The following is a 26,879-nucleotide window of genomic DNA, read 5'->3' on the forward strand; positions in this document are numbered from 1 at the left end:
CCTTCCGGGCAACATTTTCAGGATTAAAATATGCATAAAGAAGATCAGATCATTTTAGCTGACAGGACTTATGCCACGCCAGATGCAATTGATGCTATTTTTCAGCAACTAGATAAAGTTAGTAAGAGTCGCATTGCAATGGGATTAGATCCCGTAATTAGTTTATGTGTAGGCGAGCCACATCTACCAATTAATAAAGAAGTATTAACAGATTTAATAGCTTACTTAGGCCAGAAAGAAACGGCTAGCCAGTTTCAATATTCCTCACCGGCCGGTTGTCCAGAAACCCTAGCAGCCATTAAAAAGCTCTACCAGGTATATTATCCAAGCGTTGAATATAACGAAGATGAAGTCATGATAAGTAGTGGAGCTACTCAAGGTTTATGGAACGCTTTTAACGTTTTAGTTAATCCTGGCGATAGCGTAGTAGCCTTTACGCCTTTTTATCCTACTTATAAAGTGCATACAGAAGCTGTAGGTGGTAAGTTTATTGCCCTACCTTATTTAAGTCATTATTTACCTAACCTAGATGAACTTAAAGCGACGTTAACCCATAATAAGGTAAAATTACTTATTTTAAATTTTCCTAATAATCCGTCTGGCGTTGATTTAAATCAGGATATACTAAGAGAGCTTTGTACCATTCTAAATCAACATCCAGAAGTAGCTATTATTATTGATGATGTTTATCGAGAACTTACCGTTAAGCCTCATTTAACTATTTTAGATATTGATCCAAGTTTTAAAAATCGCACTGTTGTTATTAATTCTGCTTCGAAAGGCTTAATAGGTGCGCCAAATATGCGTATAGGCATGATTGCAGCGGGTGCTAAATTAATAGCTGCAATGGCAACCAAACAAGCAACCGAAATTTGTTCGGTTTCATCGTTAACTCAGCAAGCATTAATTGCTGCAGTCAATAGTAAAATAAATTGTTCGCCTAGCTACGAAGAGTGGATAGTAAAGGCAAAATTAGCTTATCAGGAAAATACTAATCTAGTTAGCAATGCATTAGATAAATTAGGTTGCCAAAGTTTTTACGGCGGTAATGGCTTTTATCTTTTAGTAGATTTTAGTCACTTATTAAACTGCCATATTCCTAATACGATAACTTTTACGCAGCATAATAAGGTTATTAAGGATATGCATAATAAAATAGGCGCAGATACATTCAGTAGCGATGTTGAAATAGCTGCCTATTTATTACATGCTGCTGGTGTTGCTACCATACCTGCTTCAGGTTTTGGTATAGATAGCAAGCAAGGTATTCTACGTTTCTCGTGTGCAAAAGACACTGCTTTATTGCTGCAGGCAATAGAAAATATCTCTGTTGCAATGCAGGAAGTATCTAGAGTAAATAAGCTAGTTAATAAACGTACTGAAATTTATTCGGGAACTAGATTTTTTCCTAAAGAGCAGCCTAGTGCGAAAGAAAACAAAACAATTTCAGCTAATTTAGAGTTAGTTACTTAAAAATGATTTTAAGTATACTTTAAATTAAGTAATTTCTTTTTTTAAATTAAAACCAGTTAGAATGCCAGGGCTAAAAGGATTAATTTGGTTTTGAGTTTTCAGCAAGTATCGGCCTGAATTACCATTTACCTCAAAAAGGATTTGTAAACTAGCACTATCATTACTATCAACTAAAACGTTAACCTTCTGTAACATTTTGAAAAAGGCCCAAATGCCTTTTTCTTCAAGTTCAAAATGGTTACCATCAATAGAGCTTAAAACTAATTTAGCATCCGCCTGAGGCCAGCTAAAGTTTGTATATGACTCACTGTTTTGATTATCTTTAAGAACAATTTGTCCAATACTAAGTTGAAGGCTTGCAACCACAGGATCTAAATTTATTTTTTGTAAGCTAAAGTCAATTTTACTGGTTGCAGAGTTATCTGGGAAAAACATATTAGAAATAACATTCGCCCGAATAAGTTCATTAACTAAGTCAGTAGAGATGGGTAAGACAAAACCATTAAGTTCTTTGGGTTGCCATTCCGGGTGAGTTGTATCTAAAAAAGGTTTTAAATACTGATTAGTAAAAGTATTTAGTATACCTTGCGGCGCGAAAAAATTATTAAAATCGGCAAGGGAAACTTCTTCACTTTGTAAAGAATCTAGTGGATACCTTTGAGCAATGGTACGTTGATAAATATCAAACACACTATCTTGCCACTTTTTATTTAAGTATTGCTTACTATCGTTAATAAAAAGAAACCAGGCATCATCAGCTATTTGTTTTGCCCAGTTTGCTACCGGTTCAGGTAGTTGCTTTGCCTTGCTATAGAGCATACTTAAGGGATCACTTGTACCTCCACCTGAGAATCGTGAGCGGGTCAGATTAAAAACGGTTTGGCCATTATCTTTGATAAGCGATAAAGTCGTTAAGAATTTTTCAAGCTCATTAATATTTTGGGTAAATTCCTGAATTGCGGAAGTAGTAATTAAATTTAAAGGAGTAAATTGACTGGCAATTTTTTGATTAAAAAGTATAAACTGTTGATCAGCTTCTGGGCTTGTTTGTTGCTGTATAAAGGCCAGTATTTGTGGAATAGCATTTGTTTGCTGCAAAATTTGAGTAAGTTGGCGGGCTTGCTCATAGTTTTGATAATGATAAAGTTGCGTATTTTTAGCAAAATTTTGCCACCAAGTAATATAATCATAAAAATAAGCTTGCTCTAATTGGGTAGGTAATATGTCTAAATCTTGTCTTGCTAAAACCCAATTTTCTTGTTGTAGTTTTTTAACTATTGTTGATAACGAAGTGATAGTTGTCTTAAAACCTTCCTTAGTAAGGTAAATAGGAATTTCTTTTGCTCCTAGTGCAAACCCTTTTATGTTAATTGCAAGCATTTTTTTAGGAAAATAGCTTTTAGCTAAGGAATAATATAAATAGGTTGCTGGTAGCGCATTTAAATAATTTCTAATATCTGTAACAAGTTGATGGTTAATAGGAAGTGGTTGAAAGGGTTGTTTTAGAGCTTTTTTCAATAATAATTCTTGTGTAGCATCAAGAGGCGTTGCATGTGTGCTTTGCCAATGTTGCTCAAACCATTGCCGTACTTCTGCTTCTGAAAAATGTGATTGCTCTCCTAACATAAGATAAATTTTTAACGCTTGATAACGAGCAGATTGCGTTTGTGAGGTGTTAGTTAAAGTTTCTTCAAGGTTAGCAATTAAGTCAGCTAAAAAATTATTACGTAATTTTATTTTAGTATTTTTATGTAGTTTAGTTTTGAGTTGATTAATGACAGAGACTTGTAAAATTCCATTAGGGATTAAATTTAGTTTTGTTTCTGCCATTGAGAGATGATAAAGGGCGGAGGCTTTATTAGCTTGGCTTGTTAATGTTTCATAAGCAATAAGCTCTTTACTTGTTTCATCCAGCAATTTATAAGTTTTGAAGTATTGATAGCTTAAAGTGGCTAAAAATAAACTTACAACGGAAGCTGCAGATGCAATAATAATACGTTGTTTTTTACTTAATTGAGGTAAATGATATTGGGTTTGTATTTGAAAAGAAGAGAGAGCACCTTCAATAAAATAGGCACGATAATTAGTAGATTGCGGGAATTTATCTTGTACCGTAAGCGCATATTCATACTGAATTTTTTTATTGAGCTTATCAACGCTTAAGCCTCCTTGTTCAGCGCTACTAAAATAAATAGCCTGTAGATGTATTAAATCAGACTTAATATTTTGTAGTAATGTTTGAATGGGTGCGCGTAATCCTGCTAATTGTAATGGAAATTCTCTAATTAAAGTACGTTTTAAACTTGAGCGGGCCGGATGCAATTTATTAATAATTTGTTGCCCAAGCAATTCAATCATTTGCTCAAAGCGATGATTATATTGGGAAAATAACTTAGTCCCTTCAATTCCTGGTTCAAGCGAGAAGCCTAAAGGTTTTTTTAAGTCAATTTCATGTTCAGATTGAAAGAATTCAGCAAATCCAGCTAAGGTATCTAGTTTTGTAAGCATTAAGGCGGCATCAGTAGGATAGCCCAGGGCACCTGCAAAGCGTTCAAGTAATAAGAAATGCCTCTTACATTGCTCCTGCAAATTTAAAGGTTCCGCTAAAAAAAGCTCACTACTATCAATACATAGCATAATACCGCTGATTTTAATTCCTTTATGAGCACGATTTAATTTTTTTAAACTATAAGCTAATAAATTTTCACTTTGATTAAGCCAGGCATCGCCAAGTTCTAAAATAATACCTAAATCGTTATAAAAAAATTGTGCATATTTTTCAGTATCTGCTGTATATTGCTTAAGTGAACTTTGTTTTAAAAGAGCACTTTTCCCTTGCTTCATTTTGCCAGTTAAAATAATAAATGAGATAGGGTTTTGTTCGGGTTTTAATTGTGCGCCAATACGTTTTAAAACTTCACATAAAGCTTGTAATGACTTATCCATTAATCATCCAGTTTCGCTATTACCGCATGTCCAAATTGAACTGCCCGGGCTTTGTTATCGATGAGAAAATAGCTAGTAATATAACTTGTTAGCAAAACACCTACTAAACTTAAACTGATAATTAACATAGATTTATAGCCTGGTTTGGTAAGCTCCATTTTTCTTGTTTCTTTAAACAAATAACAGGGCTTATTAACACGATGTTGCTGAATGAGCTGAAACAATTCTTCTATCATATTATCTAATACTAACCGCCCATCTGCTCTTTGATGCTGTTTACCTTCAAATCCAGCGATAAGACAATAATAAGCAAGTTCAATTAAATCTAAATATTGATTAGGATTTTCTTTAATATGATTAACAATATTAAAAAAGTGTTCTTCAGGCCCTATGCCATCATAGGATAAAGGCGTAAATGCTTGAAATTCTGCAGGCCGACCGTGTAAACGTAAGTAACTTTTTCCTAAGAGCTCATCCATAGTAGCGCATAAAAGATAATGAGCTATTGCATCAAATTCCTCTGTATACGCTTTACCATCTAGACGACTATGAAAAGCACGCAATTCATGCTCAATATTTTCTCTGATGTTTTGCACAGGTGGTAAAGATGGGCTAATACTTAACCGCTCTACCAGCGAAAGTAATGGTCCCGCCGCTGCTACTAAAGGGTTAGTGGTAAATGAAATGGTAAATAATTTTGAACGATAATAGACCTTTGGTATCTGTTGATTGCCTGATACTAATGGCAATCGTCTGGCAAAAGAAGCCGACATATGCCCAGCTGTCATCACTTTACTCCAAAGAATTAATACTTGCTTCTCATCAGTGTTTATAAGCACTAAATTAATAATTTAAGTTCGCTATAAAACAAGCATGATTTAATGAGTTGCTGTTATATTTAATTTTAAAGTCTGAATTTCCTATAGTTAATAGGTCCATTGCTTTTCATTTAAAATGAACTAATTTAGTTTGTGAACTATAGCGCCTCTATACTGCATTACTTATCTAAAACGTAATGGGTGACGCTACTTTCTTAAATAAGCTTTAAAGATAATACGTCATCTAGAAAATCTTGTCGATATAGTTACATGAGTACATACTGAAGTTTACTTGTGAGTTAAAAAAGTTTAGTGCTTTTGTGTTAAGCAAAAGCATCAGCGAAATAGCGTTCTACCCATTCTTCTCCCAAATACGTAAAGCAATCTTCAAAGAAATCAGCTAATTCTTCAGGGGCTAGTTCATGCTCTTGGCCAATTGGTTCAATCACGTGATGAAAATAGTCATTAAAGTAGGTTTCACTAAAATAAATATAATCATGCGTATGTAAAATAAAAGCATGCCATAGCTCGTCTAGTATTAATAATGGTCCAAAAAGATAGGTATGCCGATTGGATGACTTGCGATGCATAGTAAGCCACATCCAACCTAGTAAGTCTTTAAATAATTGCTGCGTTTGTTCAATTGAAAATCTAGGATTATGATGACAAAAATAATGAACTACTTGCTGATTTTCATATTTAAGTAGTTCATCTAAGGTGATAGTTTTCACTGAAAATGGCCACAGCAAGTTTTCTGCCAGCTAGCATTCTTTGTAATATAACGTACAATGCGACAAATTTTTTCTTGTTTAGACATAGTGTCTCCTGATAGCTAAGTTATTAAATCGATTTAATTATAACCATTTATTTCAAAAAATAAATAGGTTATAAAGTTATCTTAGTTAATAGCTTGGCACAGGACAAAAAATGAAAAATATTCTTTTTAAATTTCTTTCAATGTTCCGCGATTTTTCTGTAGGATTCAGTAATGCTTTTATAGCGCTGGTTCCTATGGACAAGCCATTGAAAATTGACCTTTCGAAGAAAGCCTTTAAATAGGCTTTCAAGTTTTGACCTATGCAAAGAGTTTAAGCTGTCATGTTTATAAAATTAATTCTTGCGCTTACGCCTATGGTATTAGCGCTGCCGCTTGCTATGGATGTTTATGTTCCTGCCATACCTCATATTACGGAAGTATTTAATACAACAGACACCAGGATGCTACAGACTTTAAACTGGTTTATGTTAAGTGCAGGATTAATGCAATTAATTATAGGACCTATTTCGGATCAATTTGGGCGCCGCATAGTAGCCCTATGGATGATTGCTTTTTTTGCTGCAGGCTCTTTTTGCTGTGGGCTTGCTATGAATGTTGAGCAACTTTTATTTTACCGAGTTATTCAGGCATTAGGTTCCTGCGGCATGTTGGTACTTAGTTTTGCTATTGTTAGAGATTTATATGCCGATGAAAAGTGTGCCAGAGCTTACAGCTTCTTAAATGGCATGATTTCCTTTTCACCTATTTTTGCTACCTTTATTGGCAGTTATCTTGATTATTATTTAGGCTGGGCAGCAACTTTTTGGAGTTTATTGCTTATAGCACTATGCGCTTTTATTACTATGGGGCTGTGGCTTAATGAGACCTTGCCGAGGCAGCAACGATTACCAGTATCAAAAGAATTAGTAAGCCAGTACTGGTTTGTTTTGCGTAATCGTAATTTCTTGGTTTTTAATTTAGCTTCTTCTATTGGACATTCTTATTTATATCTATTTTGTGCGTTATCACCTTATTTAATAATTCGTTGTTTAGGTATTGCACAAACGCAGTATGGTTTTTATTTCTGTTTTATGGGTTTTTCTCTTTTATTTGGCAGTTTTCTAGGCGGCATTATCGTTGAGCGCTTAGGAATCTTTCGAACTTGTCTTTTAGGTTATTTAATTACGCTAATAGGTGGTATTTGGATGACAGCCTGGTATTTGCTTTATGGGTTAAGTGTCTATAATTTTATTTACCCTATGCTACTTATAGGTACTGGGGGTACGTTTTGTATGGGGGCAGGCGCTGGTGGCGCAATGAGTCCTTTTGATGAAGCCAAAGGAACAGCGGCGGCTGCCATAGGTTCGTCGCGATTTTTATTTGCAGGTTTAGCTGGTTATTTTTTAATTAATAATACTGTTAGCTCTACATTGCCCTTAGCTCTTCCCGCTATTGTTTTTAGTATGGTAGGTTTGGTTTCTTTATCTTTAATTGTAAAAAGAACATCGTCGAGATGGGTTATAAATTACAATAGTTAAAGCTAATTGTTTTGATAACTATAATCGATTTTACTTATGCAATGATTTTCACTACAGTTTAATACATAAACTATTTCATTAATAAAAGGAGAATAAAATGATTACTGTAGGTCAACCGTTTCCCCAGTTTAATTTAAAAGCTACTGTCAGTAATGACATGAATAGTGCCTTTACCACTATTTCTAATGAAACCTATAAAGGGAAATGGTTAGTAGTATTTTTTTGGCCAAAAGATTTTACTTTTGTTTGTCCTACTGAAATTGCTGGCTTTGGCAAACTAAACTCAGAATTTTCAGATAGAGATGCTCAAGTATTAGGTGGAAGCACAGATAGTGAGTTCGTGCATTTAGCTTGGCGTAATCAACATAATGATTTAAATTCACTACCTTTCCCAATGCTCGCTGATGTAAAGCGTGAATTAACTCAAAGCTTAGGTATTTTAGACGCTAATGAAGGGGTAGCTCAGCGTGCTACATTTATCGTTGATCCCGAAGGTATTACTCGCTTTGTAATGGTTACTGATTTAAATGTTGGCCGTAATCCACAAGAAGTATTACGCGTGTTAGATGCCTTGCAAACAGATGAGCTATGTCCTTGTAATTGGAAAAAGGGCGAAGAAACTATTCATGTTTGATTTTAAGGAATCAAGTTTATGTTAGAAAAGCTTAAAGAAAAATTACCGGATTTAGCTAAGGATACCCGGATCAATTTAACTAAGGTGCTCGATTTAAATCAAACTGATGAGCTTAGCAGTCAGCAAATAATAGGCAGTGCTTTAGCAGTTGCTTATCACATAGGTAACAAAACACTGACTCAATCATTAGAGACAGAGTTGGAGTCTGAGTTATCTTTGCGTGACGCTGCAAAATTAGCTGCAAGTTTGATGGCAATGACCAATATTTATTATCGCTTTATACATCTTAGCGAACAGCCTGAATTAAATCATGTTCCGGCAGGTTTACGTATGCAGGGCATGATGAATCCAGGTGTAGATAAAGTAACCTTTGAAGTGATGTCATTAGCGGTATCGATATTAAATGGTTGTGGTGCCTGTATTAGCGCTCATTGTCGAAACTTAAAAGAGCATGGCCTATCTATGCAGGCGTTAGCAAGGATTGGCCGCATTGCTGCGGTTATTCATAGTGCGTATGTCGGCCTTAATTTATAAAGAGTAATAAACATACCCGTATTGAAAATATTTTAAATACGGGTATTAATAAAGATTAGGATTGTGCAGCTTTTTTATTAGAAGCTGAATTAATAATGCCACATCCTATTCGAGCGCCACCCCCACCTAACGGTGGATTATCAGAGTAATTATCACCTCCTGCATGAATCATAACCGCTAAACCTGGTAAATCATTGGTTTTTAGTCTTGGTGCAAGTAAAGGTAAATTAGCTTTACCATCTTGTGTTGTAAAGAGCGCTGGCAAATCACCTAAATGGCCTGCAGCATAAGGCCCAAGATGTTTTTTTGTATTATTAGGATCATAATGTCCACCTGCACTCATACCTGAATCGCCACAATTGGCATGCTGATGCAAATGAAATCCATGAATACCGGCAGGCAAACCACTTAAATTAGGCGTTATTAACAGGCCATAAGGTGTATCTGTAAATTTAATTTCACCAAGTGGTTTACTACCCGGACCAGTAGCATAAACAGTTGTATTCAATTCACCAGCATAACTTGAAGCTGTATATAATGAGGCTAGTAATAAACTTATTAATTTCTTCATACTTTCCCTATTGAAATAAGTTAAATATTTTTACAATTCATTAAACATTCTATATGCTTAATTAAATATTAAAAATACATATAATCCCAATTAATTATTATCTTATTTTTTATAAGGAAATGTAATGAAGTTAGGGTTGGCTTTTTTTTCAGGAATAATTTTACTCTACTTCTCTCAAGTTATTTATGCTGCTGATATTCAAGCATGGCTTTACCCTGGAAATCCAGCTTGCAATGCAAAAAACGAATATACAGATGGACGCACTATTCAAGTTTTAAAACCTGAGTATTTTAATGTAGATGATGCAGGTAGTATTTATCAATTAAATGTTGATGATGTAGGCTGTAACGCTTATAGCGTAAAAAATGTCAAAAGTATTAAAGCAAATTCAAAACAGCAGTTTGTTGTAGTTTCTGCTGATGCCAGCGCTATGGAAGCACTAACTGCAGATAAAATAAAACGTAAAAAAGCTATTATCACTTTAGTAGATTTTGTTAAAAAGGTAGGCTTTACTGGGGTAGAACTTGATTTTGAGGGATTCGGAAGCTGGACAAATACAAGTTATACTAACTACAAATTATTTGTAAGTGAATTAGGTAGCGCTCTGCAAGCTATTCATGCTCAACTTATGATTGATGGACCACCAATTGCAAATTCAGTTGAGCAAGGCTATTACAAATGGGTGTATGAAGACTTTAATGCTCTACCGGTTAATTACATTGTTATTATGGCTTATGACTATCAATATGATCACGGTGTAGGCAATCCAATAGCGCCTAATAAATGGGTCAGTGATATTATCAATTACGTTAAGGCTAGAGTAGATAAGGATAAAATTGTCATCGGCATGCCTTCTTATGGTTATCACGGGAAGACAGGCTCTTATAAGATTAAACTTGACACTTATGCGCAATCACAAAATTATCCTGGGTTTACAACAGCTATTCAAGACCCATCATCTTATGAATTTTTTTGGCGCCATGACAATGTAACTTATTATATGCAGACATCTGACTCACTTAATAAAAAAAGAGCTCTCATAGAAGCAGCAGGTATTAAGCACATCTCTGTTTGGCATTTAGGTGGTAATCGATGGTTTAAATAGTGAAACCTTGAGATAAAGTGGTTAGAGGTTGTTTCTTTAAGTTGTAAGTTATTTTAAAGTCTCATTCTTTACTTAGCTACAGCAAGCTTTATTACTCTAACTAAAGCTAGGATTAATAGATTTCTGGACATAGCTAGAGTTAAAATTTAAATTTTACCTTATGATGGTGAATTGTGAAAAAAGTAAATTATGCTATAGGATTAGCTTTATTATTATGGTCATCAGCCTTTGTCGGGATTCGGTTTAGTTTAACTGATTATACCCCAGGTTCTTTAGCATTGTTACGGTTCCTAGTTGCATCCATTTCCATCACAATTATTTATGCATTATTACCTAATAAAAAGAAAATACCTTGGCCTGAACGCTTACAATTATTGCTTATTGGAGTAGGCTCAATTGGAATTTATAATATTTGTTTAAATATTGGCGAGTTATCAGTCTCGGCAGGTATAGCAAGTTTTATCATTGGTATTAATCCCGTATTAACAATAATCTTTTGCATTATCTTATTTAAAGAGCGTACTAATTTTTTAGTGTGGTTCGGTGTTGTGACCAGTATGTTTGGTCTGTTATTAATAGCAATGGGTGGAGAATACCTTGAAGTTCGTGTGCAAGATGTATTTATTATCTTTATTTCCACTACCATGAGCGCTATGTATAACCTTACTCAGAAATATTTTTTACAAAAATATCATCCGGTGGCTGTAACCTGTTGGGTAATCTGGGGCGGAACATTATTCTTATTATATTTTTTACCTGCTTTAAAACAAGATTTGTTAACAGCCAGTTTCGCCACAACCGCTGTTGTAGTTTATATGGGTATTTTCTCAGCTACATTAGCTTATGTATTTTGGTGTTATGCACTTAAAAAGATAACAGCCTCAAGAGCTTCTATTTATACCTATTTTTTGCCCTTAATTTCTACAGCATTAGGATTTTTAGTACTAGGCGAGAAGCCCGCTCCAATAGCTTTATTCGGTGGTATTATTGCTTTAATTGGTGCTATTATTGCAAAGCAGGGCCATAAAAATTTAATGATACCTTTAAAGATTACTCATACAAATTAACAAAGAGTATAACATCTATATTAAGATAGTTTGTTCGCTATAGCGCATCTACTAAGCTTTGTACAATAAAGTAATCGCTTATATCATGTATCAAGCTGTATTTCCTTCCTATCGCTATAGTATTAAATTTAATAAAGATGACCTTATTAATTATTGTGTTTAACTAAAGATTCTCTTACATTAACCAGCGGTTAATAATGCAGGCCTTACGAAAACCTCAATTTTTTGTTAAAAGGATTTTAATGTGATCATTTAGTTTATCTAAGCTTTCCTATTAAAACCTTTTTGCTACAGCTCTAGTGTTACGTAAGTACTGTAAATAAGATTTATAATCGATGATGATATTTTAGGTGATTACTCCATGGAATTAAAAATTGATAATACGCCATTTAAAGCCTTGTTCCAGCCTTTAAATTTAGGATTTACGCAATTAAAAAATAGATTATTAATGGGCTCAATGCATACAGGTTTAGAGGAAGATAAAGAAGGATTACAACGTTTAGCTGCCTTTTATCGTGAGCGTGCACTAGGCGGTGCTGGGTTAATTGTAACAGGCGGCATTGCGCCAAATCGCGCTGGCAGGCTTGCTCCTTTTGCAGCTAAACTTACACAAAGAAAAGAACAAGAGCGTCATGAATTAGTAACTCGAACTGTGCATGAAGCAGGCGGAAAAATCGCTATGCAAATTCTTCATTCAGGTCGATATGGCTATCATCCCTTTGTGGTTGCGCCAAGCCCCATTAAATCACCAATAAGTCCTTTTGCACCTTGGCAGATGAGTAAGCGCCGAATTAGGAAAACAATAGAGCATTTTGGCCGTTGTGCTAAATTAGCGCAAGCGGCTGGTTATGATGGCGTTGAAATTATGGGCAGTGAAGGATATCTCATTAATCAATTCATTGTAACCCATACTAATCATCGCACTGATGAGTGGGGAGGTAGCTTTGCTAATCGTATTAAATTTCCTATTGAAGTAGTTAAGCATGTTCGCGAAGTAGTAGGTGAGCAATTTATCATTATTTATCGTCTTTCAATGCTAGATTTAATCGCTGATGGCAGTAGTTGGGAGGAAGTGGTACTTTTAGCTAAGGCTATTGAACAAGCAGGAGCCACTATTATTAATACTGGTATTGGCTGGCATGAAGCACGTATTCCAACCATTGCTACTATGGTTCCTACTGCAGCATTTACGGCAATAACTAAGCGAATTAAACCGGAAATTACTATTCCAGTTATTACTTCTAACCGTATCAATACACCGGAGATAGCCAATAGTTTATTAGAAGAAGGGGTGGCTGATATGATTTCAATGGCTAGGCCTTTCTTAGCTGACCCTCATTTTGCGGAAAAAGCAAAATTAGGCGATAGTAACGCCATTAATGTCTGTATTGCTTGCAATCAAGCTTGTCTTGATCGGGTCTTTGTAAATAAAACAGCCTCTTGTTTAGTTAACCCCCAAGCTTGTAATGAGACAGAATTAATTTATCAAACTACTGTTCAACCTAAAAAAATTGCGGTTGTCGGTGCAGGGCCTGCAGGCTTATCTTTTGCTGCTACTGCTGCTGAAAGAGGGCATGCGGTAACTTTATTTGAAAGAAGAAATAAATTAGGTGGTCAATTTAATTTAGCTAAGGTAGTTCCTGGTAAAGAGGTTTTTCAAAAGACAATTGATTATTACACTTATCAATTAGAAAAATTTGCTGTTGATATACGCTTAAATACCGCTGCTGATATTGAAATGCTAAAAGAATATGATGAGATTGTTTTAGCAACAGGAATTAAGCCACGTACACCAACTATTCCAGGTATTGAGCATATAAAAGTAATGAGTTATGTTGATGTTCTTGAAGGACGAAAAATTCCCGGCCTGCGTGTTGCAATTATTGGTGCAGGTGGAATTGGCTTTGATGTTGCAGAATGGTTAACTCATGAGCCAAACACTTCATCTTTAGAAGAATTTTATAATGAATGGGGTATTGATATTACCGGTACTTACCGGGGTGGTATAAAAAAACCTGCTGTTGAGCATACAAATCGTGAAGTTTTTTTGCTACAACGTAAGAAAGAAAAATTAGGGAAACGTTTAGGAAAAACAACCGGTTGGGTACATCGATTAAGCCTTAAGCATAGAAGTGTAAAGATGCTTTCTGGTGTAGAATATATTAAGATTGATGATGAGGGTTTGCATATTCAAATTGATGGTCAACCTAAACTTTTAGCCGTAGATTCAGTAATTATTTGCGCAGGCCAAGAAGAATTGCGTGAATTATTTGTACCTTTACGCGAGGCTAATTGTAATGTTCATTTAATAGGTGGTGCTTTTAAAGCATTGGAATTAGATGCTCGCCATGCAATTGATCAAGCTTGTCGTTTAGCAGCCTTACTTTAAATTTTAATTTAATCCTTGAAGGAAAAAAATTAAGCTCAGCACTTGTTTAAAGAACAATAATAAATATTGGCAATTGATTTTAGCAAGTGCTAAGGTAGCAACGATATAGAGCAAGTTTATCTAAGCTTAGATTAAATTTCTGTAGTAATAATTTTGGCTAATATTAGAAATTAAACTTAAGAAAAATTTAAATTTATTAATTTTTTAATGATTTTAAAGATATCTGTGATATAATAGTTAACATTTAGAAGAAAAATAGACCGCAAAATTTTTTCATACCGCCATCTGCTATTGAAAATTCGTGCAACCCATTGTTTATTTTGTTATTATACTGAGCAATTTTTACATTACTTAGACCACTTAAGCTATTGATACATCATTTGGAAGATTTATGACAGACAACTTAGCAAATTTCGCCGCGCTGAATTTATCAGCTCCTTTATTAAAAGCCTTAGAGGATATGAAATTTCAAACCCCATCTCCCGTTCAAGCACAAACCATCCCGTGGATGTTGCAAGGGCGAGACATTATTGCGCAGGCTCAAACAGGTACAGGCAAAACAGCCGCTTTTGCTCTCCCTATTTTAGAATCCTTGTCTGTTAAGCAAGCAACAACACAGGCTTTAATTTTAGCACCAACCCGTGAATTAGCTATTCAAGTAGCCGGACAATTTAAAACTTTAGGCCGCTATCAGGGTGTGACTGTATCTATTTTATGCGGTGGTCAGGATTACTCTCGCCAATTAAAACAGCTGCGTGAGGGAGCACAAATTGTTGTTGGTACTCCGGGTCGAATCTTAGATCATATTGATCGCGGAACGTTAAAGTTTAATCAGCTTAAAACCTTTGTATTAGATGAAGCTGATGAAATGTTACAAATGGGTTTTATTGATGATATAGAGTTAATTTTTTCAAAATTACCCAAAGAAAAGCAAATTGCGTTATTCTCTGCAACAATGCCGCATCGTATTCGACAAATTGCCAATAATTATCTTATTGATCCTGTTTCAATAGAAATTCGCTCTGAAACGGCAACGGTAAAAAGTATAGAGCAGCGTTTTTTATTTGCATCTCCTGCCCAAAAACCTGATGCATTAGTTCGTATATTAGCTGCAGAAGACTATCAAGGCGTTATTGTTTTTGTTCGTACCAAAAGCGCTACTGAAGAAGTGGCTGATAATTTGCAAAAACAAGGCCATAGAGCAATGGCTATTCATGGTGATATTACACAAGCTCTACGAGAGAAAATAGTGGCTCAATTTAGACAAGGCGCTATTGATGTATTAGTTGCTACAGATGTTGCAGCGCGTGGTTTAGATGTTGAGCGCGTCACGCATGTTATTAACTATGATGCTCCCCATGATTGTGAAACTTATGTTCATCGTATTGGCCGCACAGGCCGGGCTGGACGAAGTGGGGTGACAGTTTTATTTGTTAGTCCCCGCGAAGCAAGGCTTCTAAATAATATTGAACGCCATACAAGACAGCGCATAGAAAAAGTAACAGTACCTAGTGATTATATTATTCAACAAGTAAAAGAGCAGCGCTTTTTAGCAAGTATTAGTGACAGACTTAATCATAAAAACTTAGCAGATTATCGCCAGCTTATTGATACCTATCTATCACAAAACCCAGAGGTTACTGCAGCTGATGTTGCTGCCAGTTTGGCCTTATTACTCAATAAAGATAAGCCATGGCAAGCAGAATTACCTAAACCAGTGAATGTGACTAAGGATACTCGAAAAAAAGAGCGCTTCGTTAGCAAAGAAACTAAAGATTTTAGTGAGCGAGGAAGTAGAAAAAATCGTCGTCCTAGCCGCAACGAATCTTTTGCCAACCAATTTGAAGATGGGCCACAAGAATTATTTCGTTTAGAAGTAGGACGTGTTCATGGTGTTAAGCCGGGTAATATTGTTGGAGCCATTGCTAATGAAGCAGGTTTACAAAGTCGTTTTATTACCGGCCTGAAAATTCATGACGATCATTCCACTGTAAGGTTACCAAAAGGCATGCCTAAAGAAGTTTTTCAAGATTTAACAAAAGCTTGGGTATGTGGCCGGCAATTAAAATTAAGTGTAATTAATTCTAATTAATGATTAACTATGACCTGTTAGTTAAGCCTAACAGGTCAATTATCCATCCTTTATTGGCGCGGATTGTAATAATCATAAATAATAGCGGCACCTAAAGCTATCACTGCCGCGCCACCAAAAAAACTATATTTATTAAAAATAGCTACATTTTCTTCTTGTTTAGCTAATTGCTCTAAATCAAATTGTAATTGCCGCGCTAAATCTTCAAAAGGATTATGCGGATTTAAGCGTTTAATTAGTTCAGGTATATATTCATTGCGCAGGGTGTCTGTTATTGCTTGAATGCTGTCTAAATCCTGTGTATCCATGAATTGTTCTGTAGTAGCTGCTAATGCTTCAGCAATCGCTGCAGTAAATTTTTCGGCATCTTGTTTTTGCCAGTCAATAAGGCCAAAAGTTTGTATTCCACTATGGCGTTTACTATTTGAATCAGCCACATTCGTTTGGAATTGTTTTAGCGCTATGTGTAGTTTAGTTGGATTAAGTACATTAATAAATGATTTATAAAAAGTACGTAAAAATGCTATTTCAAAATTTGACATTGACATCTGGAGTCATCCTTTAAATAAAAAAACTAAAATCTTTTTGCACACGACAAAATGAAATCCTATTAAAGCGTTTTCCATTAAGCCTACATCTTAGGGTTTGTCCATAGGGTTCAGCGATTTAGCTGGATTAGAGGAGCTAAGAGCAAGTCGCGGAAGTAGCCCGAGTTAAAAAGAAGCTTTCACTTTTTTTCTATACAAAGATTAAACCCATTTTTTTATATTACTTAAGTTTTCCTTAATAATTTATTGGTATAACTAACTAGATAAGTTGTTAACTTTAAATACTGACATGACTAAAAAATTATATCAAATTTTAGAAATAGAAGAGCATGCAACTAAAGAAGAAATTACGAAGGCTTATCGACGATTAGCTTTAAAATATCATCCAGATAAAAATCCTGGTGGTAAAGAAAAGTTTCAAGAAGTGTGCGCTGCCTATGAAATTTTAAAAGATGATAAAAAGCGTGAGCTATATAATTTAGGTCAAATTGACGAGCAAGGGCATGCAGTTGCTCCTAGCGTCACACCCTCTCCTAATATGACTAGGCCCATGTCTACATTTAGGAAAGCTAATGAGCCAGCGGCGCCTAAGCCTCAGGCCCAACACCAATATAAACCCTCTTTTTTTAAGCCAGTGCCTGTATCGCCTGCTGTTTACTACTTTTTTAATACTTATGAAGAGGCTTATACTTTTCAAAACCGAGTCAGAAATCCAAAAGCTGCAGTTTATATTTATGTAACTACTTCACCGCTCGATTCTGTATTTAATAAAATAAATGCTTTTAAGCCAACTCCCTCAGCTATACCACGTCCTTCTAGAACTTATTCTTATAGGTCAGAAGCAGAGCCAATACGTGCTCATTATGAAAGGCAGCAGCCGCATGTATTTGTGAAAACAAAATATGCTTCTATGATGGAAAATATTATTGATACATTAATTGCGCAAATGATTTTATTAGATTTAATCCAAGCGCAAACCTATACACCAAAAGCTACCCTTCCTATCTTTAAGGCATCGCTTTAAAGGTGGAGGATAGCAGCTCTTTGAAAAAGAGTATGACTTAACTTCAATTTAGAAAAAAAGTATTTATTATGTGAATTAAGGTAGTTATAAAATTCATTTAATAAGCAACTACTTTACTATAAATATTAATACTAAATATTTATTACTACCGCAGACTGTGTTGGAGGAGTTGCTGGAGATAACTTGCTTAACTCTTTAATAAAGTCACTTACGGTATTAACCTGTTTACCAACAATATTATCTGCATGCCCTGCTTTAACAAAAGCTCTAAGGTTTTCACCTAGGTCTCCATTACGTAGGACTGCTAAGTGTGATAATAAGTCAACGCCTGGTTCACGGTTTAATGCTTTCTTGAGCGCTGTAACAGCATCTTTTTTTTGACTATAAGTTTTTTTAAAGGAATTAAAAAAATAACCATAGTGTTCTTTAGTTTGTTTGGTATCTGTGTGTACTACTTTACTTCTTCTATCCAAGTAATTATCCAAAACAGTTAAAATAGAGGGCGAAGATGGCTTTTTCGAATCCTTTAATTCTTGAATATTTTGATTATGAGTTATAAGTACATTTTTTATTAAATTAATTGTTTCTTTATACTTAGGATTTCCAAGATTAACATGCTGATTAAAATAACCCCGAATTGGATCTATTACTTTTTTGATTGCATTTGTATCAAATGGCTTGTCTGGGTTTTTCTTTAACTGGTCCTGCAAGCCATAACAAATATCTGGTATGCCCATTATATTTGCTGCGGCCTCTTCTTTTATTTCCTCTAAAGCTTGATAACAAGCTTGGACTAAAGCATCTAGCTCTGGGTTATTAATAACACCTTTAAAACTATCAGGTAACAGTTCCGCTTGTTTTTGTTTAAATACATTAAATGCGAACTCTGCTGTTTCTGCTGCTTTTTTAGTATTTTCCTTATAGGTCTCAATAAACCCTTGTAATGCAGGGAAACCTTCGTTCGTAAGTTCCTTTAATAATGTATAGGTTTGAGCTGGAAGAATAGGATTTGCACTAATTATAAGAGATTGTAATTTGTTTATAATTTCAATCATTTTACTTTTAGATGGCTCAATATAATCCGCTTCTTTATCTTTTAGATGGCTCACCAACAAGACAATTTCTTTCCGTAGATCAGGCTGAATAGCTCTAATTTCTTTATTTAAGTTGTCAATAGCTTTTAAATAGGGTGGACTAATTAAAATTTTCTTATTTTTTTCGATGTAATTCCTCACTTTATAAGGGCCATAATCTTTAAAATTAGGCATATATGCTCCAATTTAATATTTATTATTAATTATATCTTTTTTTACTTAAGGATGGATTAAGTATAGTCAAATTGTAAATAATTATTTCATTTAATCTGGAATTAAAAAGTTAACTATTGAAAATATGAATCTAGGCAGCAGTTTTTTATGAGTCTAGATAAAAGGTTTAATATCTTTGGTGATAATAGAGAAACAATTATATTAGATAATGTTCATAGATATATTAATATAACTATGATTCTTGAAAGCCGCGAAATTTAAAGAATTTGGATATTAACGCATAAATTTTAATTTTTAAAAGAAACAAACGTCAGTAGTTTTAAAACATAATTTATGTCACCTCTTTGTTTAAAGCTCATTTTTCTAAATTGATTCAATTAGATTTTTCATACTATAATCGGCTTCCATTGTATTAACTTAATTATTAAGGGCTTACTAATGAAAGGGTATTTGGCTATGTTTGTCCTGTTGTTTTCAACATTGGTAAACGCTAATCAGTTAAATGGTATAGTCGTTTTTGGTGATAGTTTATCGGATAATGGTAATTTATATGAATATATGCAACACCGTATACCGCAATCGCCGCCTTACTATAATGGCCGTTTCACTAATGGTCCTGTTTGGATTGAACAACTGACTAACTCTTATTTTCCTAATAAAGTTCAATCACATTTACTTGATTACGCATTTGGGGGCGCTGCAATCTCTGATAATACTGCTGATGATGAGGTATTATTTACCTTAAATCGTGAGATTAAAACTTATCTATTAGCTCATAATGATAAAGCAGATCCTAAAAGTTTATTTGTTATATGGATTGGCGGTAATAATTATCTAGCATTACCTGAAAATGAAGAAGAAGCTAATACTATGGTGGTTAATGGTATTAAAGAAGGCTTTCAAAAGCTTATAAATACCGGTGCAAAACATATTTTAGTATTAAATTTACCTGATTTAGGCAAGGGACCGGCAGCTAGACAGTTACATGCTGAAGAACAGTTGACAAGATTATCAACGCGTCACAATGAGCTTTTACTGCAAGCTGTAAATGACCTTAAAGCAAAATACTCTGAAGTAAAATTTTTGTATTTTAATACATACCAAACGGTTAATAACCTTCTAGAATTAGCAGCGGATTACGGGTTTAATAATACTATAGATACTTGTTATGATGTGTTAGTTGCTAAACCATCCAAGCAAGCTACTTTATTAATGGCAGCTAAACCTGGCCAAGTAGATGAGAATTGTGAAGGTTATCTATTTTTCGATCCAGTTCATCCAACAGCCTTAGCACACCAAATTATAGCTGGTGAAGTTCGTAATATGCTTGATGCAGCTCATGTTAAGTTTGCAAATTAATTATTTAAATATTGCTATTGTTCATTTTTAATTCATAAATGAGCAATAGCATTCTATTGATTAAGAAATTTAAATTACCACCTTGGCAAAATTCTTTCTAACCACTTAGGTAAGTACCAATTTATCGATTTAATCAAAGCCATTGTTGATGGTACTAAGAGTGTACGAATTAAGAATGCATCTACAAAGATAGCTACAGCAATACCAAGCCCAAATTGTTTAACCATCAACACATCAGCTACCATAAAAGAGCCACAAAGAAAAATTACAATAAGAGCGGCACTGGTAATAATTTTACTGCTTTTTTCTATACCAAAAATAATACTATTTTGATTATCTTTGGTTCTGTCATAATATTCTTTAATTCTAGTTAATAAAAAGACTTCATAATCCATAGAGAAGCCAAAAAGAGCACAAAAAATAATCACCAGTAAACTAATATCGAGAATGCCCTGTGGATCAAAATTAAGCCATTGATGAAAATGGCCTTGTTGAAAAATAAAAACTAATACGCCATAACTGGCACATAAGCTAACAATATTCATGATCAGAGCTTTTAAAGGTAGAAATAAAGAACGCAATAATATTAATAAGACTAAGTAAGTTAAAAACATAATCCATAAAACAGCATAAGGAAAAATCTTAAAAACCTTATCTAAAACATCTGCATTCTTAACGGGCTCACCTGTTAATTGTAAGCTAAAACCTTTAGGCGGTTTAAGTGAACGTAACTGTTTAATGAGTGACTTTGTCTCTTGAGAGTTAGAAGGATACTTACTGGTAATACTTATAACAGTAACTCGATCAGCTGTGGTTGAAGCTAACAAGCTTTTGATAGCTGCTTTATCGAGCATTTTTTTAGTGGTATATATCGTTTGATATTGTGCTTTAGTAAGCTTGTCATTAGTACTAACAATGCTATTAATATGATCAATTAACGGGTTATTTTTAAGCGTATCTACAAAATCATATAATTGGCCAATATTGTTTTTAGTTAACACTTTACCATCTTGACTAGTAGCTACTAATAAAATGGGTGCTAAATTTTGTTCACTAAATTTATCAATATAAGTGTTAAAAAATTCTCGGCTTTCTGAATGCTTAGGTAAAATGCGAAAATCAGAAATACCAAACTTCGCATGTATGAAAGGGTAACCTAAAAATAATAAAAAGCTTAAAGTTACTAAGAAAAACATAAAAGGTCTTTTAACTACTTTTTTTGCTAGCCACCGCCAAGCAAGCGAAGCCCTCTCTTTTTGCGTAAAACGTACAGATAGAGAATTTATCCGATTTCTTAAGATAGAAAGGATAGCCGGTAGAAGAATAACTGCTATACATATGGCAACAAATACTGCTGCGAGCCCACCTACGCCTACCGAAAATAAGATATTAATAGGAAAAAAAAGTAGCGCGCTAAGACTAATAAATACAGCTAAACCACTAAAAAAAACAGCTTTACCAGCTGTTGCTGTCGTTACTGCTATAGCGTGACGAGTGGTCTTATTTTTCTTTAATTCATCACGAAAACGACTAATAATAAAAAGACAGTAATCAAGACATAAGCACAAGCCTAATAAAAGAGCAATATTAATAGTAAAGATGGATAAGGTGGTAATTTGGCCAATAAAATATAATAAAGATAGGATAATTAAAGCGCATCCTCCACCTAATACAATGGGAATAAAAGCTGCTATTAAGGAACCAAATACTAAAATTAATGTAATTATTGAAACTGGCGCTGCAATTAAATCGGATTTATAAAGATCTTTTTGCGTCTGCTTATGGATTCCTTCTTCAAAAAATGCTTTCCCACCAAGCTGCATAGTCATGTTTGGTGGTATTTTTATTCTACCTTTTAAATCTTCAATAACATTTTTATCAATAGGCTGTTTGTTGTCAAAAAAAATGACAGCATAAGCGGTATGCTTATCTTCAGAGATTTGTTTTTTGTTATTATTAGGAAGAACAATTTCATGTTTAATAGGTAACGTTTTTAAACCCGATAACGACTTTTTAATTGCATTTTTAAAGCGGCTATCTGTAGCTAACAAGGTTTCACTAGTATAAATAACTAAAATTTGATTAGTGCCTAAACCAAGTTCACTATTTAAGTAAGTTTCTGTTTTAGCACTACTTGAAGTTGTATCAACAAAACCTGTTGATTTAAAAGGCTTCATGATAGTTGGTAAATAAGGCAGGCATAAGAGGAATAGAATGACCCATAGCCATACAATATGGATTCTAAATCGATAAATTAATTTTCCAAAGCGAAAGAAAAGCGAATCCTGCATACGTCGTCTCGCCATTTTTTAATTTTATTGTCTAAGTATAGAGCAACATTTTAAGTTATAGCTAATTGAAAATGCTAGAATTATTTTTATTGTGCTTTTAGAGTAAATAAAAGTTAAAAAGAAAAATAAGATCTGTTGTATAAAATAAATTTTATAAGTACGCTTAAATAAACTTCTCCAGAAACTGCCAGCGCTGGCTAGTTTTTAAGGTAAGAAGGGTTTTTAAATGCTTATGTATGTCATATACACTGCACTTTTCGCCCTTTTTCATTTGAACTTTACGCAGCGCTAACAATTTCTTATGAAGTTTAAGGTAATCTATAAATATGCTTTTTTATAAGGCATTGAAGTAATTTAAATTTCGACAATTTATTACAAAGTAAAAGGATGTTTTAGTTGTTGCATTTCTTATCACGTGAAAATAAAAGTTATAAAATCCGTAACTCATTAATTAATAGATGTTCCAAGAAGGAAGATTGATAATGAAATATGCAGTGACCTTTTGTTTATTAGATCAAAAAGCGGGCAGTAATCCTTTCTGGCATAGTTGCTTATTATTGTCACAATGGCAAGAAGAAGGTGGCAAAATGGAAGTAGTTGATCAATGGGGGTTTTATGGTTTACCCACAACAACGCCTGATTCACTGCTAAAAAAAATAAAACTAAAATTGCATCTAGATGTCGATTTAAATGGTAACCACGGCATGCTACAGCATGAGGCATTACGTTTTCTAGATTTAGGCCATGGTTTACATGGTGCAACTTTTAAATTAAGTGAAGAAAAATTTAAATTATTGCAGCAGCGCTGTCAAACAATGGCAACGGAGCAAGAGCAAGCTATTAATGAGGTGATGAAACAACAAGGGCTCGCGGAAAAAGCAAAAAAAGATACAAGAATCTATCCCTATGAACATTGGTCTGCACAGATATATGAGTTTGAAAAGGCAAAAGCAAAAGAGCAGGGTCGTGAGCCCAGGCTTAAGCCCTTTGAATTGAATTTATCTTTAACTTTTTGGGGACCAAGCTTAAAAACATCTCATACCTGTAAATCGCAACTCTTATCTCTTTTACAAGGTATATTAACTGATAAGCAAATAAATCGTTTAACTGAAAATGGTAAGCACCCAACTATCCCTTGTCGTAGCGGCCCATTAGAAGATATATTTCTTCATAGCACAGGTCCTCGGAGAGAGCATAAAAATAAATCTGGTAAAACCGTATATTATCGTTCTATGGAAGATAAAGATGTTAAACTTTATTGGACCTTTCCACCTCAGGAAATGGAAGAAATAGCTGATGAATCCAACAATATGCTGCAAGTTTCTAAAGAGTATTGTGATGAAGCTAAAGCTGTAATACGAAAATTACAGCGCCTAGAATGGCTTTTTATAAATGCTGATTTACCCATGGAATATCATCTTTATCGGGATAAATTAGTAGAGCAAATATATCAGTATTATGATGCTTTTGCCCAAATTAATACCATGAAGTCCATACCTGAACCACCGAATACCTGGCTTAATTATTTCTATTTTTTAGGTTCTGTCCCTAGAGATAATGGTGAGAAAGTATTGCTAAAGAATATCAAGCAAGCTAAAGAATTATTTAATGCGCTCTATCTCGCTATTGTTGATGGATGGGAAATTGATCTTAATTGCCCCTGGGATTGCGATGAAACTTCATCCAATAATACATTGAAGGATAAAAAAATAGATTCCGACGAGTATATTAATCCTTTAGAAGCGATAGCTGCTTATTTAAGCCAGAAAGATAAAGAAAAGGCTTGTTCTATTATAGGCCGTCCTTATGTTTACCAAGATAAAGAGATTAGCAGTCCTAACTGGTCAACATCTATGGCGACCTAGTTTAAAATTAAATTAAGCCTTTAACAGGCCTTCATCCTTTGCCTAGGCAAAATTAAAAACTGTTGAAAGATTTTGCCTAGGCAAAGGTCCTTATAAAGCTCTATGACCAGAATTATTTTATTGGCTTGTGCTTAAGCTTTTTTTGCGTATCTTCTGAGTTGTATTCTCTTTTCCTTTCCTAGCTAAAAATATGTTTTAAAGAGCAAAGGCTTTTAATTAATTAAATCTTAAGTAAATGCATAAAATTTATTAATTCTATTAAATGTAATTATAATATTTTCTTTCTATATTTTTTTTTTAATTAAGCTTTTGATTTATAAAATTAATTTTTTTAAACTTTTTTATTAAATTTAAAAAGAAATTTTTAATAAAATTTTTAAAAAAAATAATTTTTATACAAATTTGCTATTTTTAATACATTCTCTTAAACTAAAAATAGACTACCCACGAAAAAGCCATTATGTATATTACTTTAAACCTTACTAAAGAAGGAAAACTTGAATTATCTTTAGAGACTCAAAGACATGTATCTAATCCAAGATGGGTAGTGGAATGGATAGACCAAAACATGAGCTCGTCTTATGAAAGGGCTGGTTTTTCTTTTATTGATGGTAGTGTTACCTTTAAAGAAGGAAAAGAAATAGTATTTTTTCTTGAAGAATTGGCCAAACGTCCTAGTGATATCTCAACTTCCACAAAAGATAACCAAACATCGCAATCTATCTCCTCTTCCTTAGCAATTCAGTCTGTAGAGCAAGTTAAGCAATTAATTCCTAAAATTCGAAATTTGCACGTAATTGATAATATTACTCAAGAAGATTTTAAATTTTTAAGTGAATCTATTAATACAAACAATGTAGTTAATAATTTGGATTCTAAAGCTAAATTTATTCAAGAATATAATAATAGTTTAAATCAAGTGGCTGGTGTTGGGCGGTTTTTTGCTCCATTATGCCAGAAGACTTCTTTCGACAACTGTAGCTTAAGTGATATTGTTAGAGATGCTAGGGAAGAGACTAGTACTGCAAGAACTGTTTTTGTAAAGTTAGGGTGGATGGAAGCAGATGGAACTTTAACTCAAGATGTTCCTACAGATGTGGCAGATGAATACAATACTCTAGATAATATAGCGCCACAGCAGGCTGGTTAATTTACTCTTATTTATCTGAAGCTTTTAGTGACTTAGCAATATCTATTGTTAAGTGATTTAAATTTGTATTCATACTTTTAACCAGTGCCTCAACGGTGATAGGTTGATTAGTTAATTTAATTCTATACATTACATTATATTTTTTAATGATTAAACCTGAAGAAATTAAGTAAGTTGCTCGCAAAATACTATCGCCATTATAATCAATCTCGAATTGAAAAATATCAATTTGAATATGGTAATTAGGTTTAAAATTTGTATCCCAGGGGTATCTTTCAATGATTGCACCTGGCAATAAGCTAGTTAAATTAGCTTTAATAACACGTCCTATATTGTTAGCTAATGACTCAGCCCAACGATGGTATTCTTCTAACTGGACTTTGTAGGGCGTATAATGGATCATTAACTGTGACTTTTGAGTGTATTTAGGTAGCTCAATTTCATCTATACCAATTTGCATACTATAATGAGATGCATTATTTTTTGTTGGTGCTAGTGGATTTAAAAGATAAAATATGGCTTCTTTTGAGCGTCCACAAGACAGTAGCATAAGTATTAATAAAATTAGACTAATTTTTCTTAAAATCACGGCTTACCTCGCAATAAAGCTTCAGGATGGCGTGCTAAATAATCACTTAGGTTTTCAAAAGAATTAGCCGCTTCAGCAACTTCTCGCACTGATTGATTAAAATAGTTGATAGCAGGTGGTAAATAGCCCTCAATATTGTGTGCCAATTGATTAAAACTGGTGGTCATTTCTTTAGTTGAGCTTAAAGTTTCACGAATAGCTGGTAAACGTGCTAACTTAGTAATCGCTTTAATCATGGTCTGTGCTGATTTTAAAGTATCATCAGTGGAATTTATAGTTTCGCGAATTATAGGAGAACGAACCAACTTAGTAATTTCTTCAATCATTATTTGTGCTGATTTTAAAGCCTCATCAATGGTGGTAATTTTTTCTCTACTATTTCTTGTTGGAAAAATAGGGTAGCCGCGAAAATATTTGACTTGATAGTCAGCGGATTTTATCTCACCTTGTACAAGTTCAACATCGGAGATGCCAGTTAAAAAATTAGGTTTAGAAATGTCAGCCACAAAACCATTTTTAATCAGTAGTTGAATAGGGTTTTGTGTTAAATCAAAATTTTTCTCAACAAAAAATTCAACATACACAGGTATTTGTACTCTATTGCCTAATTTATTTTCTGTAATTTGAATAAGCGAGACTTCACCAATCTTTATACCTCGATAAGTTACAGGTGCAGTGGTAGTTAGTCCTTTTAAGGAACCATTGAAGAACATAACATAGGTTTGAACTTTCGCTTGCGTATATTGCTGATAGAAAAATAGCCCACTAAGAAACATTAAAGCAAGGCCACCAACTACAAATATACCAACCAAAGTATAAAAAGGTTCATGACGCATTCATTTGTCCTTAAACTTACTTGCT

21 protein-coding genes are annotated in these 26,879 nt (G+C 33.9%); 12 read left to right on the forward strand and 9 right to left on the reverse strand.

What is annotated here, in order from left to right; genetic code table 11:
- The first annotated feature begins 30 nt into the window (after positions 1 to 30).
- Entirely contained in the window at positions 31 to 1,473 is a 1,443-nt protein-coding gene (locus ACNVED_RS03320) for a pyridoxal phosphate-dependent aminotransferase (RefSeq protein ID WP_419420343.1), read from the forward strand.
- A 24-nt stretch (positions 1,474 to 1,497) separates the two neighbouring features.
- Here ACNVED_RS03320 and icmF read toward each other — a convergent pair whose 3' ends face one another.
- The 3 genes from icmF to ACNVED_RS03335 all read right to left on the reverse strand — a co-directional run bounded on the left by icmF (position 1,498) and on the right by ACNVED_RS03335 (position 5,968).
- Positions 1,498 to 4,419 (reverse strand): type IVB secretion system protein IcmF, encoded by a 2,922-nt coding sequence (gene icmF / locus ACNVED_RS03325; RefSeq protein WP_419420344.1) that lies wholly within the window; start codon positions 4,417 to 4,419, stop codon positions 1,498 to 1,500.
- Positions 4,419 to 5,207: a type IVB secretion system protein IcmH/DotU gene (gene icmH, locus ACNVED_RS03330; RefSeq protein ID WP_419420345.1), complete on the reverse strand. Its 789-nt coding sequence runs from the start codon at positions 5,205 to 5,207 to the stop codon at positions 4,419 to 4,421. The genes icmF and icmH overlap by 1 nt, the downstream gene beginning before the upstream one ends.
- Before the next feature lie 353 nt (positions 5,208 to 5,560).
- Positions 5,561 to 5,968: a hypothetical protein gene (locus ACNVED_RS03335; RefSeq protein WP_419420346.1), complete on the reverse strand. Its 408-nt coding sequence runs from the start codon at positions 5,966 to 5,968 to the stop codon at positions 5,561 to 5,563.
- 367 nt (positions 5,969 to 6,335) lie between these two features.
- Here ACNVED_RS03335 and ACNVED_RS03340 point away from each other — a divergent pair, with 367 nt between their 5' ends.
- The 3 genes from ACNVED_RS03340 (at position 6,336) to ACNVED_RS03350 (ending at position 8,700) form a co-directional block, all read left to right on the forward strand.
- The gene (locus ACNVED_RS03340) at positions 6,336 to 7,532 is read left to right on the forward strand and encodes a multidrug effflux MFS transporter (protein ID WP_419420347.1); all 1,197 of its coding nucleotides are present in this window, start codon (positions 6,336 to 6,338) and stop codon (positions 7,530 to 7,532) included.
- Between the two features lie 97 nt (positions 7,533 to 7,629).
- The gene (locus ACNVED_RS03345; protein WP_419420348.1) at positions 7,630 to 8,166 is read left to right on the forward strand and encodes a peroxiredoxin; all 537 of its coding nucleotides are present in this window, start codon (positions 7,630 to 7,632) and stop codon (positions 8,164 to 8,166) included.
- Between the two features lie 18 nt (positions 8,167 to 8,184).
- Positions 8,185 to 8,700, forward strand: coding sequence for a carboxymuconolactone decarboxylase family protein (locus tag ACNVED_RS03350; RefSeq protein WP_419420349.1), 516 nt, complete (start codon positions 8,185 to 8,187; stop codon positions 8,698 to 8,700).
- 55 nt (positions 8,701 to 8,755) lie between these two features.
- On the opposite strand, the gene ACNVED_RS03355 is transcribed toward ACNVED_RS03350, so the two are convergent.
- On the reverse strand, positions 8,756 to 9,271 hold the full coding sequence (locus ACNVED_RS03355; protein ID WP_419420350.1) for a superoxide dismutase family protein: 516 nt from the start codon (positions 9,269 to 9,271) through the stop codon (positions 8,756 to 8,758).
- 124 nt (positions 9,272 to 9,395) lie between these two features.
- Here ACNVED_RS03355 and ACNVED_RS03360 point away from each other — a divergent pair, with 124 nt between their 5' ends.
- The 4 genes from ACNVED_RS03360 (at position 9,396) to ACNVED_RS03375 (ending at position 15,924) form a co-directional block, all read left to right on the forward strand.
- Positions 9,396 to 10,376 carry a glycosyl hydrolase family 18 protein gene (locus ACNVED_RS03360; RefSeq protein ID WP_419420351.1) on the forward strand — a complete coding sequence of 327 codons (981 nt, stop codon included), beginning with the start codon at positions 9,396 to 9,398 and terminating at the stop codon, positions 10,374 to 10,376.
- Positions 10,377 to 10,549: 173 nt separating this feature from the next.
- A complete protein-coding gene (locus ACNVED_RS03365) occupies positions 10,550 to 11,443 on the forward strand; it encodes a DMT family transporter (RefSeq protein WP_419420352.1) in 894 nt (297 codons plus the stop codon).
- 361 nt (positions 11,444 to 11,804) lie between these two features.
- Positions 11,805 to 13,832, forward strand: a complete 2,028-nt coding sequence (locus tag ACNVED_RS03370; RefSeq protein ID WP_419420353.1) for an FAD-dependent oxidoreductase — start codon at positions 11,805 to 11,807, stop codon at positions 13,830 to 13,832.
- A 391-nt stretch (positions 13,833 to 14,223) separates the two neighbouring features.
- The gene (locus ACNVED_RS03375) at positions 14,224 to 15,924 is read left to right on the forward strand and encodes a DEAD/DEAH box helicase (RefSeq protein ID WP_419420354.1); all 1,701 of its coding nucleotides are present in this window, start codon (positions 14,224 to 14,226) and stop codon (positions 15,922 to 15,924) included.
- Positions 15,925 to 15,974: 50 nt separating this feature from the next.
- On the opposite strand, the gene ACNVED_RS03380 is transcribed toward ACNVED_RS03375, so the two are convergent.
- Entirely contained in the window at positions 15,975 to 16,472 is a 498-nt protein-coding gene (locus ACNVED_RS03380) for a hypothetical protein (protein WP_419420355.1), read from the reverse strand.
- A gap of 289 nt (positions 16,473 to 16,761) precedes the next feature.
- Here ACNVED_RS03380 and ACNVED_RS03385 point away from each other — a divergent pair, with 289 nt between their 5' ends.
- The gene (locus ACNVED_RS03385) at positions 16,762 to 17,496 is read left to right on the forward strand and encodes a J domain-containing protein (RefSeq protein WP_419420356.1); all 735 of its coding nucleotides are present in this window, start codon (positions 16,762 to 16,764) and stop codon (positions 17,494 to 17,496) included.
- A 131-nt stretch (positions 17,497 to 17,627) separates the two neighbouring features.
- On the opposite strand, the gene ACNVED_RS03390 is transcribed toward ACNVED_RS03385, so the two are convergent.
- Positions 17,628 to 18,764 (reverse strand): hypothetical protein, encoded by a 1,137-nt coding sequence (locus ACNVED_RS03390; protein WP_419420357.1) that lies wholly within the window; start codon positions 18,762 to 18,764, stop codon positions 17,628 to 17,630.
- 438 nt (positions 18,765 to 19,202) lie between these two features.
- Here ACNVED_RS03390 and plaA point away from each other — a divergent pair, with 438 nt between their 5' ends.
- Positions 19,203 to 20,123 carry a GDSL family lysophospholipase PlaA gene (plaA, locus tag ACNVED_RS03395; protein ID WP_419420358.1) on the forward strand — a complete coding sequence of 307 codons (921 nt, stop codon included), beginning with the start codon at positions 19,203 to 19,205 and terminating at the stop codon, positions 20,121 to 20,123.
- 74 nt (positions 20,124 to 20,197) lie between these two features.
- Here the strand turns inward: plaA and ACNVED_RS03400 are convergent, their stop codons facing one another.
- Positions 20,198 to 22,414: an MMPL family transporter gene (locus tag ACNVED_RS03400; RefSeq protein ID WP_419420359.1), complete on the reverse strand. Its 2,217-nt coding sequence runs from the start codon at positions 22,412 to 22,414 to the stop codon at positions 20,198 to 20,200.
- Between the two features lie 482 nt (positions 22,415 to 22,896).
- Between ACNVED_RS03400 and ACNVED_RS03405 the strand changes: the two genes are divergently transcribed.
- Positions 22,897 to 24,279 (forward strand): hypothetical protein, encoded by a 1,383-nt coding sequence (locus tag ACNVED_RS03405; protein WP_419420360.1) that lies wholly within the window; start codon positions 22,897 to 22,899, stop codon positions 24,277 to 24,279.
- Between the two features lie 460 nt (positions 24,280 to 24,739).
- Entirely contained in the window at positions 24,740 to 25,429 is a 690-nt protein-coding gene (locus tag ACNVED_RS03410; protein ID WP_419420361.1) for a hypothetical protein, read from the forward strand.
- 7 nt (positions 25,430 to 25,436) lie between these two features.
- Here the strand turns inward: ACNVED_RS03410 and ACNVED_RS03415 are convergent, their stop codons facing one another.
- Entirely contained in the window at positions 25,437 to 26,018 is a 582-nt protein-coding gene (locus ACNVED_RS03415) for a PqiC family protein (RefSeq protein WP_419420362.1), read from the reverse strand.
- The gene (locus ACNVED_RS03420) at positions 26,015 to 26,854 is read right to left on the reverse strand and encodes an MlaD family protein (RefSeq protein WP_419420363.1); all 840 of its coding nucleotides are present in this window, start codon (positions 26,852 to 26,854) and stop codon (positions 26,015 to 26,017) included. Before ACNVED_RS03420 ends, ACNVED_RS03415 begins: the two co-directional genes overlap by 4 nt.
- Between the last annotated feature and the right edge of the window lie 25 nt (positions 26,855 to 26,879).

It is taken from the genome of Legionella sp. D16C41 (assembly GCF_048541585.1).
Classification (GTDB): Bacteria; Pseudomonadota; Gammaproteobacteria; order Legionellales; family Legionellaceae; genus Legionella_C.